Source organism: Pseudomonas sp. PNPG3 (assembly GCF_023093815.1).
Taxonomy (GTDB): Bacteria; Pseudomonadota; Gammaproteobacteria; order Pseudomonadales; family Pseudomonadaceae; genus Aquipseudomonas; species Aquipseudomonas asiatica.
Genome location: NZ_JALLKV010000017.1, coordinates 23,021 through 39,164 on the forward strand (window position 1 = coordinate 23,021; position 16,144 = coordinate 39,164).

At 62.4% G+C, this 16,144-nt stretch carries 12 protein-coding genes; all 12 read right to left on the reverse strand.

All coding sequences use genetic code 11. From position 1 onward, the window contains the following. Positions 1-52: 52 nt before the first annotated feature. Entirely contained in the window at positions 53-898 is an 846-nt protein-coding gene (gene kdsA, locus MJ643_RS13510; RefSeq protein ID WP_013971265.1) for a 3-deoxy-8-phosphooctulonate synthase, read from the reverse strand. A gap of 3 nt (positions 899-901) precedes the next feature. Beyond that, positions 902-2,530 carry a CTP synthase gene (locus MJ643_RS13515; RefSeq protein WP_004375437.1) on the reverse strand — a complete coding sequence of 543 codons (1,629 nt, stop codon included), beginning with the start codon at positions 2,528-2,530 and terminating at the stop codon, positions 902-904. Positions 2,531-2,799: 269 nt separating this feature from the next. Beyond that, on the reverse strand, positions 2,800-4,083 hold the full coding sequence (gene tilS, locus MJ643_RS13520; RefSeq protein ID WP_024086398.1) for a tRNA lysidine(34) synthetase TilS: 1,284 nt from the start codon (positions 4,081-4,083) through the stop codon (positions 2,800-2,802). A 141-nt stretch (positions 4,084-4,224) separates the two neighbouring features. Further along, entirely contained in the window at positions 4,225-5,172 is a 948-nt protein-coding gene (accA, locus tag MJ643_RS13525; protein ID WP_013971263.1) for an acetyl-CoA carboxylase carboxyl transferase subunit alpha, read from the reverse strand. A gap of 106 nt (positions 5,173-5,278) precedes the next feature. Continuing rightward, positions 5,279-8,803: a DNA polymerase III subunit alpha gene (gene dnaE / locus MJ643_RS13530; RefSeq protein ID WP_024086397.1), complete on the reverse strand. Its 3,525-nt coding sequence runs from the start codon at positions 8,801-8,803 to the stop codon at positions 5,279-5,281. A 251-nt stretch (positions 8,804-9,054) separates the two neighbouring features. Beyond that, positions 9,055-9,678 carry a ribonuclease HII gene (rnhB, locus tag MJ643_RS13535; RefSeq protein WP_013971261.1) on the reverse strand — a complete coding sequence of 208 codons (624 nt, stop codon included), beginning with the start codon at positions 9,676-9,678 and terminating at the stop codon, positions 9,055-9,057. 1 nt (position 9,679) lies between these two features. Continuing rightward, entirely contained in the window at positions 9,680-10,807 is a 1,128-nt protein-coding gene (gene lpxB / locus MJ643_RS13540; protein WP_013971260.1) for a lipid-A-disaccharide synthase, read from the reverse strand. Position 10,808: 1 nt separating this feature from the next. Beyond that, on the reverse strand, positions 10,809-11,585 hold the full coding sequence (lpxA, locus tag MJ643_RS13545) for an acyl-ACP--UDP-N-acetylglucosamine O-acyltransferase (RefSeq protein WP_023661474.1): 777 nt from the start codon (positions 11,583-11,585) through the stop codon (positions 10,809-10,811). Next, positions 11,582-12,022, reverse strand: coding sequence for a 3-hydroxyacyl-ACP dehydratase FabZ (gene fabZ, locus MJ643_RS13550; RefSeq protein WP_004375427.1), 441 nt, complete (start codon positions 12,020-12,022; stop codon positions 11,582-11,584). The genes lpxA and fabZ overlap by 4 nt, the downstream gene beginning before the upstream one ends. A 114-nt stretch (positions 12,023-12,136) precedes the next feature. Continuing rightward, positions 12,137-13,192 carry a UDP-3-O-(3-hydroxymyristoyl)glucosamine N-acyltransferase gene (gene lpxD, locus MJ643_RS13555; RefSeq protein WP_013971258.1) on the reverse strand — a complete coding sequence of 352 codons (1,056 nt, stop codon included), beginning with the start codon at positions 13,190-13,192 and terminating at the stop codon, positions 12,137-12,139. Position 13,193: 1 nt separating this feature from the next. Next, positions 13,194-13,697, reverse strand: coding sequence for an OmpH family outer membrane protein (locus MJ643_RS13560; RefSeq protein WP_015269197.1), 504 nt, complete (start codon positions 13,695-13,697; stop codon positions 13,194-13,196). A gap of 44 nt (positions 13,698-13,741) precedes the next feature. Continuing rightward, positions 13,742-16,102, reverse strand: coding sequence for an outer membrane protein assembly factor BamA (bamA, locus tag MJ643_RS13565; RefSeq protein ID WP_013971256.1), 2,361 nt, complete (start codon positions 16,100-16,102; stop codon positions 13,742-13,744). Positions 16,103-16,144: the final 42 nt, after the last annotated feature.

The window sequence follows — 16,144 nt, forward strand, 5'->3', positions numbered from 1 at the left end:
TGACCGACTGGTCAGGGGTGGATCGGGCGGTACTTTACCCGAGAATCGAGCTTTACGCGGTTTCTACCGTCGGAAAACTTTTCACCAGGTCGTCCAGTTGCTTGAGCTGGGCCAGGAATGGCTCCAGTTTGTCCAGGCGCAGGGCACATGGGCCATCGCACTTGGCGTTGTCCGGATCGGGGTGGGCTTCGAGGAACAGACCGGCCAGGCCTTGGCTCATGCCGGCCTTGGCCAGGTCGGTGACCTGGGCGCGGCGACCACCGGCGGAATCGGCGCGACCACCCGGCATCTGCAGGGCGTGGGTCACGTCGAAGAACACCGGGTACTCGAACTGCTTCATGATGCCGAAGCCGAGCATGTCCACCACCAGGTTGTTGTAGCCGAAGCTCGAACCACGCTCGCAGAGAATCAACTGGTCGTTACCGGCTTCTTCGCACTTGGTCAGGATGTGTTTCATTTCCTGAGGCGCGAGAAACTGGGCCTTCTTGATGTTGATCACTACGCCGGTCTTGGCCATGGCCACCACCAGATCGGTCTGGCGCGACAGGAATGCCGGCAGCTGGATGATGTCGCACACTTTGGCTACAGGCTCGGCCTGATAAGGCTCGTGTACGTCGGTGATGACCGGCACGTTGAAGGTGCGCTTGATCTCTTCGAAGATCTTCAGCCCCTCTTCCATGCCAGGGCCACGGTAGGAGGTTACCGACGAACGGTTGGCCTTGTCGAAGCTGGCCTTGAACACGTACGGGATACCAAGCTTCTCGGTCACCCGCACGTACTCTTCGCAGACCTTCATTGCCAGGTCACGGGACTCCAGGACGTTCATGCCGCCGAACAGGACGAACGGCTTGTCGTTGGCGATCTCGATGTTACCGACGCGAATGATCTTCTGGGTCATTGATCAGGCCTTGTTCTTCTGAGCCAGGGCTGCCTTGACGAAACCGCTGAACAGCGGGTGGCCGTCACGCGGGGTCGAGGTGAATTCCGGGTGGAACTGGCAGGCGACGAACCATGGGTGGTCCTTGGACTCGACCACTTCCACCAGCGCGCCGTCTTCAGAGCGGCCGGAAACCACCAGGCCGGCATCGATCAGTTGCGGCAACAGGTTGTTGTTCACTTCGTAGCGATGGCGGTGACGCTCGGTGATCACGTCCTTGCCGTAGCAATCGTGCACCTTGGAACCGGCCGCCAGCTGGCAATCCTGTGCGCCCAGGCGCATGGTGCCACCCAGGTCGGAGGCTTCGCTGCGGGTTTCGACGGCACCGGTGGCATCGGCCCACTCGGTGATCAGGCCGACTACCGGGTGGCCGCTGTTGCGGTCGAACTCGGTGGAGTTGGCGTCCTTCCAGCCCATCACGTTACGGGCGAATTCGATCACGGCCACCTGCATGCCCAGGCAGATACCCAGGTACGGCACCTTGTTCTCACGGGCGTATTGCACCGCGGTGATCTTGCCTTCCACGCCGCGCAGGCCGAAACCGCCCGGCACCAGGATGGCATCGGCACCTTCGAGCAGGCTGGTGCCCTGGTTCTCGATGTCTTCCGAGTCGATGTAGCGCAGGTTGACCTTGGTGCGGTTGGTAATGCCGGCGTGGCTCATCGCTTCGATCAGCGACTTGTACGCATCCAGCAGCTCCATGTACTTGCCGACCATGGCGATGGTCACTTCGTGCTCAGGGTTTAGCTTGGCATCGACCACCTTGTCCCACTCGGACAGGTCGGCGCCATTGCACTGCAGGCCGAAACGCTCGACGACGAAGTCATCCAGGCCCTGTGCGTGCAGCACGCCCGGGATCTTGTAGATGGTGTCGACGTCTTCCAGCGAAATCACCGCACGCTCTTCAACGTTGGTGAACAGCGCGATCTTGCGACGCGACGAGGCATCGACCGGGTGGTCGGAGCGGCAGATCAGCACGTCAGGCTGCAGGCCGATGGAGCGCAGCTCCTTGACCGAGTGTTGGGTCGGCTTGGTCTTGGTCTCGCCAGCGGTGGCGATATACGGGACCAGGGTCAGGTGCATCAGCATGGCGCGCTTGGAGCCCACTTCGACGCGCAGCTGGCGGATGGCTTCGAGGAACGGCTGCGACTCGATGTCACCCACGGTACCGCCGATTTCCACCAGGGCCACGTCGGCATCGCCGGCGCCCTTGATGATGCGACGCTTGATTTCATCGGTGATGTGCGGGATGACCTGGATGGTCGCGCCCAGATAGTCACCACGACGTTCCTTGCGCAGTACGTGCTCGTAGATGCGGCCGGTGGTGAAGTTGTTGTTCTGGGTCATGGTGGTGCGGATGAACCGCTCGTAGTGGCCCAGGTCGAGGTCGGTCTCGGCGCCATCGTGGGTGACGAACACTTCACCGTGCTGGAACGGGCTCATGGTGCCCGGATCGACGTTGATGTACGGATCCAGCTTGAGCATGGTGACCTTCAGGCCCCGCGCTTCCAGGATGGCCGCCAGGGAAGCCGAGGCAATGCCTTTCCCCAATGAAGAAACAACACCGCCCGTGACGAATATGTAGCGCGTCATGAAAAACCCTAGAAGTCTGCGTTAAGGCGGCCAGCGCCGCCGGAGAAAGCGAAGGAAGGCCGAAGCCCCCGATCACCTGCGTCAATCACAGTGCATCTCGAAAAACTGCCGCGTCTGTACAGACCAGGGGTATCCCCGGCATGGAGCTCGCTCGTCATTTCCAGAATCAGCCCAGCAAAAAACTGCTTGGTAATCGGCAACTCCTGTGTTTTCGCGGAACCCACAGAAGCTGTATCAAGAAGGGAGGGTAGTCTACCCGAATGTACCCTTCAGCTCAAACCTTGCGCGTTCGTCGGCAACTGCCAGGACAGCTGGCAATCAGCCTGCACCAGCCCGGGCAGGTTGGCCACCGCCAGCAAGCGTTCGCCCTGGTACAGCAGTGGCAGGCGCGGGCGCAGGAAAAGCGGCACCTGCAGTTCGTTTAACAGGCGCTTGAGGTCGCGTCGGCCGCGGCCGGGGACATCCAGCACTTCACCGCCCTGGCGGTAGGCAATGCGCAAGCCGCCCAGCGGCGCTGCGCCAACAAGACGCACCCTGCCGTTACCCGGCAACAGCAAAGGCTTGGTGGGATCGGCCCAGGGCAGTTCGCCGACGGGCAGCTGCAGCCAGTCACCACTCAACCACCAGATGCGGCCATGACTGCGCAGCAACTGCCCATCGGCAAGCTGCCAGGCGGGCCGGGCATCGGCCGCGGCATCGCGCAGGTCCGCCCAGCCGGCCCAGTGTCGGGTGTCGGGCAGGCGGGTACGGTGGCTCAGCCAGTACTGCAGGGCATTGCGCTGACGGGCCGGCGACAGTGCCACCAGGTTGGCCAGATCGAGGGAGTCCAGCCCCGGCCAAGCCAGCGGCGCGCCCTCCCCGGCGAGCGCCAGGTCGTCCTGGGCAAGCTCGTCCAGCAGGCCTTGGGCTTCGCTCAGGTGCTCGGCGGCGCGGGCCAGGTTCTGGCTGGCCTGCGGCCAACGTTGCTGAAGCAGCGGAAACACTTCGCTGCGCAGGTAGTTGCGGGCAAATTGTGTGTCGACATTTGACGGATCTTCGATCCAGGCCAGCCCATTGGCCTGGGCGTGGTCCTGCAGTTGCTGGCGGGAACAGCCCAGCAATGGCCTGACCAGGCTGCCCTGCCCTAGCGTCCGCTGCCCCGGCATTGCAGCCATGCCACGCAGGCCTGCGCCGCGCAGCAGGCGGAACAGCAGGGTTTCGGCCTGGTCGTCGCGGTGCTGGCCGGTGAACAGGATGTCGCCTGGGCCGAGGGCTTGCCTGAAGGCAGCATAGCGGGCGTCGCGGGCGGCCTGTTCGAGGCTGGCGCCGGGGGTGACCTGGACGTGGATGACCTGGAGTTCGATGCCGAGATTGTCGCAGACGGTTTGGCAGTGGGCGGGCCAGGCATCGGCGGCGGGCTGCAGCCCGTGGTGGACGTGGATGGCGCGCAATGGAGGGGATGCGTGATTGCGGGCGTAGTCGGCCAGCAGGTGCAGGAGGACGGTGGAATCGAGGCCGCCGGAGAAGGCGATGTACCAGGCTGGGGCGTTGAGCCAAGGGGTGAGGTTGATCATCGAACCCGCACTCAATTCGAGAATGCATTCGCGGGTGAACCCGCTCCCACAGGGATCGCGCCGTTTCAGAGGGCTGCGCAGTACCTGTGGGAGCGGGTTCACCCGCGAACACCGGCGAAGCCGGTGCCATTCATCTCGCTATCAGATACCGTAGCTCATCAGGCGATCGTAACGGCGGGCCAGCAGCGCGTCATGGTCGAGCTTGCCGAGCATGTCCAGCTGCTGTACCAGGTCGGCACGGATGCTTTCCGACATCTTCGCCGGGTCACGGTGGGCGCCGCCCAGCGGCTCCTGGATGACCTTGTCGACGATGTTCAGGCTCTTCAGGCGCTCGGCGGTGATGCCCATGGCTTCGGCTGCGTCGGCTGCCTTGTCGGCAGTCTTCCACAGGATCGAGGCGCAGCCTTCCGGCGAGATCACCGAGTAGGTGGAGTACTGCAGCATGTTCAACTGGTCGCACACACCGATGGCCAGCGCACCGCCGGAACCACCCTCACCGATCACGGTGGCGATGATCGGGGTTTTCAGGCGCGCCATCACGCGGAGGTTCCAGGCGATGGCCTCGCTCTGGTTGCGCTCTTCGGCGTCGATGCCCGGGTAGGCGCCCGGGGTGTCGATGAAGGTCAGGATCGGCATCTTGAAGCGCTCGGCCATTTCCATCAGGCGGCAGGCCTTGCGGTAGCCTTCAGGGCGCGGCATGCCGAAGTTGCGGCGTACCTTCTCGCGCACTTCGCGGCCCTTCTGGTGACCGATGACCATGACCGGCTTGCCGTCCAGGCGCGCAGTACCGCCGACGATGGCAGCGTCGTCGGAGAAATGGCGGTCGCCGTGCAGCTCTTCGAACTCGGTGAAGATGTGCTCCAGGTAGTCCAGGGTGTAAGGACGACGCGGATGACGAGCCAGGCGGGCGATCTGCCAGCTGGTCAGGTTGCCGAAGATGCTTTCGGTCAGGGTGTTGCTCTTGTCTTGCAGACGGGCAATTTCATCGCTGATGTTCAGCGAGTTGTCGTTGCCTACCAGGCGCAGGCCTTCGATCTTGGCTTGCAGGTCGGCAATCGGCTGTTCGAAATCGAGAAAATTCGGGTTCATAGTCATCCGTCTTGGGTCTACGGCCAGGCGGCCGGCCGGTTGATCCGTTTGGCGCCCTACCTTAAGGGATCAGGCGCATTCAGGTCGAGATTAAATTTTTGTCGGTTCAACGATATTGCAGGAAGACGTTCTCACGCCCGAACTGGTCACGCAGCGCCTGAATCAGCCCATCGGCAGGGTCGATAGCCCACTGCTCGCCGAACTGCAGCATGGCCTTGGCGTCGCTGCCGGTGTATTCGAGGGTGATCGGGCAAGCGCCGCGATGGCGGGTAATCAACTCGCCCAGCCACTTCAGCCGGTCGCCCTTGAGCGCTTCGTGTGCCACCTTCAGGCGCAGGCTCTCGGCCAGCTTGGTGCGCGCATCCTCCATGGTCATCACCTGCTTCACCCGCAGGCGCAGGCCACCGGAGAAATCGTCGTTGCTGACCTCGCCTTCGACAACCACCATGGCATCGGTCTGCAGCAAGGACTGTGCCGCCATGAAGGCATCGGCAAACAGCGATGCTTCGATGCGCCCGGAGCGGTCATCCAGGGTGACGAAGCCCATCTTGTCACCCTTCTTGTTCTTCATCACCCGCAGGGCAATGATCATGCCGGCGATAGTCTGGGTATCGCGTGACGGCTTGAGGTCGATGATGCGCTGGCGGGCGAAGCGGCGGATCTCGGTCTCGTACTCGTCGATCGGGTGGCCGGTGAGGTACAGGCCAAGGGTGTCCTTTTCGCCCTTCAGGCGTTCCTTGAGGGTCAGTTCGCGCACCTTGCGGTGGTTGGCGTAGACGTCGGCATCCGCCTCTTCGAACATGCCGCCGAACAGGTCGACGTGCCCACTGTCAGCGGTGTGGGCGGCCTGCTCGGCAGCCTTGATTGCCTCGCCCAGCGCCGAGAGCAGAGTTGCACGGTTGATGTCGATGTTGGCGTGGTAGGCCTTGATCTCGTCATGGAAGTGTGGGCCCAGGCGGTCCAGCGCACCACTGCGGATCAGCGCGTCGAGGGTGCGCTTGTTGACCCGTTTGAGGTCGATGCGCTCACAGAAGTCGAACAGGTCCTTGAATGGGCCACCCTGGGCGCGGGCCTCGACGATCGCCTCCACCGGGCCCTCGCCGACGCCCTTGATGGCGCCCAGGCCGTAGACGATGCGCCCGTCATTGTTGACGGTGAACTTGAAGTCGGAGAAGTTCACGTCGGGCGCGTCGAGGCGCAGCTTCATGCTGCGCACTTCCTCGACCAGCACCACCACCTTGTCGGTGTTGTGCATATCCGCCGACAACACCGCAGCCATGAACGGCGCCGGGTGGTGGGTTTTCAGCCACGCGGTCTGGTACGACACCAGGCCATAGGCGGCGGAGTGGGATTTGTTGAAGCCGTAACCGGCGAACTTTTCCACCAGGTCGAAGATGTTACCAGCCAGGTCTGCATCGATATTGTTGTTGGCACAACCTTCGATGAAACCACCGCGCTGCTTGGCCATCTCCTCGGGCTTCTTCTTACCCATCGCACGGCGCAGCATGTCGGCGCCGCCGAGGGTATAGCCAGCCATCACCTGGGCGATCTGCATCACCTGTTCCTGGTACAGGATGATGCCGTAGGTCGGTGCCAGCACCGGCTTCAGGCCTTCGTACTGGTAGTCCGGATGGGGGTAGGCGAGCTCGGCGCGGCCGTGCTTGCGGTTGATGAAGTCGTCCACCATGCCCGACTGCAGCGGGCCTGGGCGGAACAACGCCACCAGTGCGATAAGGTCTTCCAGGCAGTCGGGCTTGAGCTTCTTGATCAGCTCTTTCATGCCCCGCGATTCAAGCTGGAACACCGCCGTGGTTTCGGCCTTCTGCAACAGCTCGTAGGTCTTGCGGTCGTCCAGCGGGATGAAGTCGATGTTTACATCGGGCAGGTTCTTCTTGGCCTGCTCGCGGTTGATGATCTCCATCGCCCACTTGATGATGGTCAGGGTCCGCAGGCCGAGGAAGTCGAACTTCACCAGGCCGGCGGCCTCGACGTCATCCTTGTCGAACTGGGTTACCAGGCCGCCGCCCTCTTCATCACAGGCGATCGGCGAGAAGTCGGTGAGCTTGGTCGGGGCGATGACCACACCACCGGCGTGCTTGCCGGTACCGCGTGTCACGCCCTCGAGCTTCAGGGCCATGTCCCAGATTTCGCGGGCGTCTTCGTCACCCTTGAGGAAGTCGCGCAGGATCTCTTCCTGCTCGTAGGCCTTTTCCAGGGTCATGCCCACTTCGAACGGGATCATCTTCGACAGGCGGTCGGCTAGACCGTATGACTTGCCCTGTACCCGCGCCACGTCCCGCACCACCGCCTTCGCCGCCATGGTACCGAAGGTGATGATCTGGCTGACCGCGTTGCGGCCATAGGCTTCGGCCACATAGTCGATCACCCGGTCACGGCCATCCATGCAGAAGTCGACGTCGAAGTCGGGCATGGAAATACGTTCAGGGTTGAGGAAGCGCTCGAACAGCAGGTCGTAGGCCAGCGGGTCGAGGTCGGTGATCTTCAGTACATAGGCCACCAGCGAGCCAGCACCCGACCCCCGGCCCGGGCCGACAGGCACACCGTTGTTCTTGGCCCACTTGATGAAGTCCATCACGATCAGGAAGTAACCGGGGAAGCCCATCTGGATGATGATGTCCAGTTCGAACTTCAGGCGGTCCAGGTAAACCTGGCGCTTCTCTTCGTAGTTGGGCGTGGTCTCTTTCGGCCACAGCACTGCCAGGCGCTCTTCCAGGCCTTCGTGGGACACATGCCGCAGGTAGTCATCGATGCCCATGCCATTGGGCGTGGGGAAGTCGGGCAGGAAGTACTTGCCCAACTGCACCTGGATGTTGCAACGCTTGGCAATCTCGACGGTGTTGGCAATGGCGTCGGGCAGGTCGCTGAACAGTTCGGTCATTTCTTCGGCCGACTTCAGGTACTGCTGGTCGCTGTACATCCTTGGCCGGCGCGGATCGTCGAGGGTCCAGCCCTCACCGATGCATACGCGGGTTTCGTGAGCATCGAAGTCCGATTGCTTGATGAAACGCACATCGTTGGTTGCCACCAGCGGAGCGCCGAACCTGTCGGCCAAGGCCACGGCGGCGTGCACATATTCCTCGTCGCGGGCGCGGTTGGTGCGCTGCACCTCGACATAGAAGCGCTCGGGGAACATCGCCATCCAGTCCTGCAGCAGGGCCTCGGCTTCATCTTGCCGCCCCGCCAGCAAGGCCATGCCGATGTCACCTTCCTTGCCTGCGGACAGAGCGATCAGGCCCTCGCTGGCCGGGGCGATCCATTCACGCTGAAGGATCACCAGGCCGTTGCGCTGGCCCTCGGTCCAGCCGCGCGAGATCAGTTCGGTGAGGTTGCGGTACCCCTTGGGGTTCATGGCCAGGAAGCAGATACGCGACAGCGGTGCTTCCGGGTCGGCAGCGGCCAACCACAGGTCGGCGCCGCAGATCGGCTTGATGCCCGCGCCCATGGCAGTCTTGTAGAACTTTACCAGCGAGCACATGTTGCTCTGGTCGGTGATCGCCACCGCCGGCATGTTCATCCCGGCCAGCGCCTTGGCCAGCGGCTTGATCCGCACCAGACCGTCGACCAGCGAGAATTCGGAGTGGACGCGCAGGTGAACGAAGGGAACCGGCATGGAAGATCCTGTAGCAGTGCTGAACGACAAGGGCGGGATTGTAGCGTAAATGGGGATAGGATTTGGGATTGCGGTGTCGGCCAGAGAATAAAGAATGTGCGCGCACCGCCCCACTGTGGGAGCGGGTTCATCGAGGCGTCGAACCGCCGCGAAGAATCCAACGCGGTGTATGGCACCGGCTGCGCCGGTGTTCGCGGCTAAAGCCGCTCCCACAGAGGATAGCGTGACATCTGCAGCAACGAACTAATAGGTCAGATCAGGGAGTCGGTAACGCCTTCACGTGCGTCCCACGCGGCCCGCACCGGGGCAAAGGAGCGCCGATGAATGGGCGTAGGCCCCAACCGTGCCAGCGCCTCGAGGTGCACCGGGGTCGGGTAGCCCTTGTGCCCGCCAATGCCATAGCCCGGGTAGATCAGCTCGAATGCGCTCATCTCCCGGTCACGGGTCACCTTGGCCAGGATCGACGCCGCCGCGATGGCCGGCACCTGGCTATCGCCCTTGACTACCGGCGACGCCGGTACGGCCAGTTTCGGGCAACGGTTACCGTCGATCAGGGCCAGCTTCGGTGTAATGTGCAGGCCTTCCACCGCGCGCTGCATGGCCAGCATGGTCGCGTGCAGGATGTTCAGGCGGTCGATTTCCTCGACCTCGGCGCGGGCGATGCAGAAGCTCAGGGCCTTTTCGCAGATCTCGTCGAACAGCGCCTCGCGCTTGGCTTCGGTGAGCTTCTTCGAATCGTTCAGGCCGAGGATCGGGCGCGCCGGGTCGAGGATCACCGCTGCGGTCACCACCGCGCCGCACAGCGGGCCACGGCCCACTTCGTCGACGCCGGCGACCAAGTCTTCGACCAGGTTGAAGTCCAGTCCAATTTGCATGTCAGCGGTCCTTGAGCAAGGCCAGTACCGCCTCGGCCGCCTGGTTGGAGGCGTCACGGCGAAGGGTGCGGTGAATTTCGTCGAAACTTTCGGTCTGCCGGCTGCCATCGGCTACCAGCGGCGCCAGGGTATTGGCCAGTGCTTCGCTGGTGGCGTCATCCTGCAGCAGCTCGGGTACCAGCGCACGCTGGGCCAGCAGGTTCGGCAACGAAACGTAGGGGCTCTTTACCAGGCGTTTGAGGATCCAGTAGGTCAGGGGCGCCAGGCGATAGGCCACAACCATCGGCCGCTTGTACAGCAGCGCTTCGAGGGTGGCAGTACCCGAGGCGATCAGCACCGCGTCACAGGCCGCCAGGGCCTGGTGCGACTGGCCATCGAGCAGGGTCAGCGGCAGCTTACGCCCTTCGAGCATCTGCTCGATCTGGGCGCGCCGCGCGGCATTGGCACAGGGCAGTACGAAACGCACGCCCGGTACCTGCTGGCGCAGCCTTTCGGCAGCATCCAGGAACAGTGCCCCCAGGCGCCCTACTTCGCCGCCCCGGCTGCCCGGCATCAACGCCACTACCGGCCCTTCGCCCAAGCCCAGCGCGGCACGCGCCGCAGGACGGTCGGCTTCTAGCGGGATGGTATCGGCCAACGGGTGGCCAACGAAGCGCACTGGCACGCCCTGCTCTTCATAGAACCGCGCCTCGAATGGCAACAGCGTCAGCATCAGGTCGCAGCCTTCGCGAATCTTCAGCACACGCTTCTGCCGCCAGGCCCATACCGACGGGCTGACGTAGTGCACGGTCTTGATCCCGGCCTGACGCAGTTTCAGTTCGATGTTGAGGGTGAAGTCGGGGGCATCGATGCCGATGAACACATCGGGTTTTTCACCGATCAGGGTCTCGATCAGCAGCTTGCGCCGCTTGAGCAGCTCGCGCAGGCGCCCCAGCACTTCGACCAGGCCCATGACGGCCAGGCGCTCCATGGGGAAATAGGATTGCAGGCCTTCGGCTTCCATCAAGGGACCACCAACGCCGATGAACCGTACATCGGGGTGGCGTGCCTTGATGGCACGCATCAAGCCTGAACCGAGAATATCGCCGCTGGCCTCACCTGCGACCAAGGCTACGCAAAGCTGGGCCATGTCAGCGGGTGATGCCGCGGGCGGAGTTCACGATCGACTGGCGGAACAGATCGACCTCAGGGTGCTTCGCAGCCAGTTCGTCCAGCTCCTTGAGCGCGTCTTCGACGGTCAGGCCCTGGCGATAGACGATCTTGTAGCAACGGCGCAGCACATGGATCACCTCGTCGCTGAAACCCCGGCGGCGCATGCCTTCGAAGTTCATGCTGCGGGCTTCGGCCGGGCTGCCGAACACGGTGACGAAGGCCGGGACATCCTTGCCGATCGCCGTGCCCATGCCGGAAAACGCGTGGGCACCGATATGGCAGTACTGGTGCACCAGGGTGTAGCCGGACAGGATCGCCCAATCCCCCACGTGCACATGGCCGGCCAAGGCCGTGTTGTTGACCAGGATGCAGTGGTTGCCGATAACGCTGTCGTGGCCGATGTGGGCATAGGCCATGATCAGGTTATGGTCACCGACGGTGGTTTCAGAACGGTCCTGGACGGTACCGCGGTGGATGGTCACCCCTTCGCGGATCACATTGTGGTCACCGATCACCAGGCGCGTCGGCTCACCCTTGTACTTGAGGTCCGGGGTGTCTTCGCCGATCGAGGAAAACTGAAAGATACGGTTGTGCTTGCCGATGCGGGTCGGCCCTTTGAGCACAACATGCGGGCCGATAACGGTGCCCTCCCCGATCTCCACATCAGGGCCAACGATCGACCAGGGGCCGACCTCGACACCATCGGCCAGCCTGGCCGACGGGTCGATAATGGCCCGAGGATCAATCGAATTCATAGGGAGCGTTCCGCGCAGGTGATTTCTGCCGAGCAAACCGGCTTGCCGTCGACCAGGGCGCGGCACTCGAATTTCCAGATCATGCTCTTGCGGCTGAGGAACTTGGCTTCCAGCACCAACTGGTCACCTGGCAGTACCGGCTGACGGAAACGCAGCTTGTCGGAGCCGACGAAGTAGTACAGGGTGCCATCGGCCGGTTTGGCGTCGAGCATCTTGAAACCGAGGATACCCGCGGCCTGTGCCATGGCTTCGATGATCAGGACGCCCGGCATGATCGGGTGCGCCGGGAAATGGCCGTTGAAGAACGGCTCGTTGATGCTGACATTCTTGTAGGCACGAATGCTCTGGGCCTCGTAGTCCAGCTCCGTCACGCGGTCCACCAACAGGAACGGGTAACGGTGAGGCAGGTATTCGCGAATCTCGTTGATGTCCATCATTTCGGGGGGGAAGCCTGTAATAAGAATAGGGAGCGCAGGTGCTGACCACACGCTCCTTTTGCAGTCCAAAGAGGAGCCAGCTAGCGACTGTTCACTCTTGCTCAGGGAATGGTATCAGCCTTCTGATGTCGGCTGGCCACCTGAGGTCACGGTATCGACGCGTTTTTCCAGCTGCTGGAGACGCTTGGCCATGTCGTCCAGGTGGCGGATACGCGCGGCGCTCTTGCGCCATTCAGCCAGTGGCTGCATGGCAGTGCCGGAAGAATAGGCACCCGGTTCGGTGATCGAACGGGTCACCATGGTCATCCCAGACACGAAAACGTTATCACAGACATCGATATGACCCACCATGCCGACACCTCCGGCAATGGTGCAATGCTTGCCGATGCGCGTGCTGCCGGAAATCCCGACACATGCAGCCATGGCCGTATGCTCACCGATCTGCACGTTGTGGGCGATCTGGATCTGGTTGTCGAGCTTGACCCCATCAGCGATGCGCGTATCCGACAGTGCCCCGCGATCGACCGCAGTGTTGACACCGATTTCCACGTCGTCGCCGATGGTAACACCACCGATCTGGGCAATTTTGCGCCACACGCCCTTCTCGTTGGCAAAACCGAAGCCTTCACCGCCAATCACGGCACCTGACTGGATGACCACACGCTTGCCGATGGTCACATCATGGTACAGGGTGACCCTCGGGGCCAGCCAGCCGCCCTCACCGATCACGCAACGGGCACCGACCACACAGTGTGCACCCACACTGACATTGGCCGCGATGCGCGCACCGCTTTCGATGACCGCGAACGGCCCGATGCTGGCACTGGCGTCCACCTGCGCGTCCTCGGCCACCACGGCGCTGGGATGAATACCCGCCACAGCCTTGGGTTTGGGGTCGAACAGGTGGGAGATGCGCGCGTAGGCCAGATACGGGTCGGCGACGATCAGCGCATTGCCGGCAAAGCCTTCGGCGTCCGCCGCCTTCAGCAGCACCGCAGCCGCCTGGCTGCTATCCAGGAACTTGCGGTACTGCGGGTTGGCGAGGAAGCTCAACTGACCTGGGCCAGCCTCCTGCAAGGTGGCCAGCCCGGTAATCTGCAGCGCCTCGGGGCCCTTGAGAGTGGCGCCGAGGGCCTCGGCCAACTGGCCTAGCGTCATGGTCACGGTCATATCAACGGGCTTGGTTCATGCGCTCGATGACCTGGCGGGTGATGTCGTACTGAGGCTTGACATCGATGACCGCGCCACGCTCGAGGACCAGGTCGTAACCACCTTTCTTGATCACTTCCTCGACAGCGCCATCCAACTTCGGCTTCAGCTGCTTGAGCATGTCGCGGTCAGCAACGGCCTTGGCTTCGTTCAGTTCCTTGGACTGGAACTGGAAGTCACGGGCCTTCTGCTTGAACTCGAGTTCCAGGCGCTCGCGCTCCTGCTGCTGCATCTTGTCGCCGCCCTTGATCAGACGGTCCTGGATGCCCTTGGCGCTGCTTTCCAGGCTTTTCAGCTTGGTCAGTTGCGGGCCGAACTTCTTCTCGGCATCCACCGCGTATTTCTTGGCGGCGTCCGACTCCAGCAGGGCCATCTGATAGTTCAGGACGGCAACCTTCATTTCGGCGAAAGCCGGGGTGGCGACAAGCGCCGCGGCCACTACGGCCAGTTGGGTCAACTTACGCACGATGCACTCCTGGATAAACCGTTGTCATTAAGCGAGGGCCGACCTCAGAAGGTCTGGCCCAGAGAGAATTGGAACACCTGGGTGTCGGCATCGTCCGGCTTCTTCACCGGCATTGCCAGGCTGAAGCTCAGCGGGCCCAGTGCGGTGATCCAGGTCACGCCCAGGCCGACCGAGCTGGCCATACCCGAGAAACCGACCTTCTCGCAATCAGGCTGGTTGCCGCAATTGGTGTCGAACACGTTACCCACATCCCAGAACACGGACGTGCGCAGCGAACGCTGATCCTTGACGAATGGCAGCGGGAACAGCAGCTCCACACCACCTTGTACCAGCACGTTGCCACCAAACGGCAACGGATCCTGGTCCGGGTCGGCAATGGTGCCTGGCTTGCCACCGTTGGCCTCGCCGCGGCTTGGGGTACTGCGTGGGCCCAGGCTGCTGTCCTTGAAGCCACGGACGGAGTTGAAGCCACCCGCGAAGTAGTTCTCGTAGAACGGCAGGCCGGAGGTGCTGCCGTAACCATCACCATAGCCCAGTTCGGTGTGCAGGCGCAGGGTGTAGTCGTTGGTAATCGGCTTGAACAGCTGGCCGCGGTAGTCGAGCTTGAAGAACGACAGGTCGCTGCCCGGAATGGTGGATTCCAGGGTCAGGCTTTGCGAGTGACCACGGGTCGCCAGCACGCCTTTGTTCAGGGTCGACTCCGACCAGCCGATCGAGGCCTTGAAGTTCAGGAAGCTGTCGCCTTCCTCTTCGAGGAAATCGAAGATCTCGTCAACGGTGTACTTGCCGGTCTTGATCTTGTCCTGCTGCACGCTCAGGCCATAGGTCAGGCGCGAGGTCTCGCTGATCGGGTAGCCGAGGCTGACGCCTGCACCGTAGCTGTCCACCGCGTAGCTGGCCACGTCGACGTCGAGGTCGTCGTAGTCGGTGCTGCGGTAGAAGGCGTTGTAACCCAGGCTCACGCCATCGGCAGTGAAGTAGGGGTCAACGAAGCCGAAGTTGTAGCGGGTCTGGTATTCCGAACGGGTCAGGCCGATGGATACCTTGTTACCAGTACCGAGGAAGTTGCTCTGGCTGATCGAACCACCGAGGATCAGGCCGGCGCTCTGGGCGAAACCGACGCTGGCGGTGATCGAGCCGGAGGCCTGTTCCTCGACGCTGTAGTTGACGTCGACCTGGTCGTCGGTGCCCGGCACCGGCGGGGTCTCGACGTTCACTTCCTTGAAGAAGCCCAGGCGTTCCAGGCGGGTCTTGGACTGGTCGATCAGGTAGGTCGAGGCCCAGCCGCCTTCCATCTGGCGCATTTCGCGACGCAGCACTTCGTCTTCGGTCTTGGTGTTGCCGCGGTAGTTGATGCGGTTGACGTAGGCACGCTTGCCCGGGTCGACCACGAACATGATGTCGACGGTGTGGTCTTCATCGTTCGGCTGCGGCACGCCGTTGACGTTGGCGAAGGTGTAGCCTTCGTTACCCAGGCGGCGGGTGATCAGCTCAGAGGTGCTGGTCATCACCTTGCGCGAGAACACCTGGCCAGGCTGCACCAGCAGCAGCGACTTGACCTGGTCTTCCGGCACCTTCAGGTCACCGGACAGCTTCACGTCACGGACGGTGTACTTCTCGCCTTCGTTGATGTTGACGGTGATGTAGACGTGTTTCTTGTCCGGCGTGATGGACACCTGGGTGGAGGCGATGTCCATGTTGATGTAGCCGCGGTCCAGGTAGTAGGAACGCAGGCGCTCCAGGTCACCGGAGAGCTTTTCGCGGGCGTACTTGTCGTCGTTCTTGAAGAACGACAGCCAGTTGGTGGTCTTCAGCTCGAACAGCTGCGCCAGGGTCTCGTCGTCGAACACGTTGTTGCCAACGATGTTGATGTGCTGGATGGCGGCGACGGTGCCTTCGTTGATCTTGATCTTCAGCGCCACGCGGTTGCGCGGCTGCGGCACCACCTCGGCGTCGACCTCGGCCGAATAGCGGCCCTGGGCCACGTATTGGCGCTGCAGTTCGTTACGCACACCTTCGAGGGTGGCACGCTGGAAGATCTCGCCTTCGGCCAGGCCGGATTGCTTCAGGCCTTTCATCAGGTCTTCGGTGCTGATCGCCTTGTTGCCTTCGATCTCGATGCTCGACACCGACGGGCGTTCGACCACGTTGATGATCAGGACATTGCCATCGCGGTTCAGCTGAATGTCCTGGAAGAAGCCGGTCTTGAACAGGGAACGGGTCGACTCCACCAGTCGGCGGTCATCGGCCTGGTCGCCGACGTTCAGCGGCAAGGCACCGAAGACACTGCCGGCGGAAACCCGCTGCAGGCCGTTGACGCGGATATCGGAGATGGTGAAGGACTCGGCGTGAACTTCAGCGATCATCAGTGCGGACATGACCGCAGTTAGCAGCAGACGTTTCATGAAGTCCTTTTATTCCAACTGGCAATAAACAGCCCGCCGCGA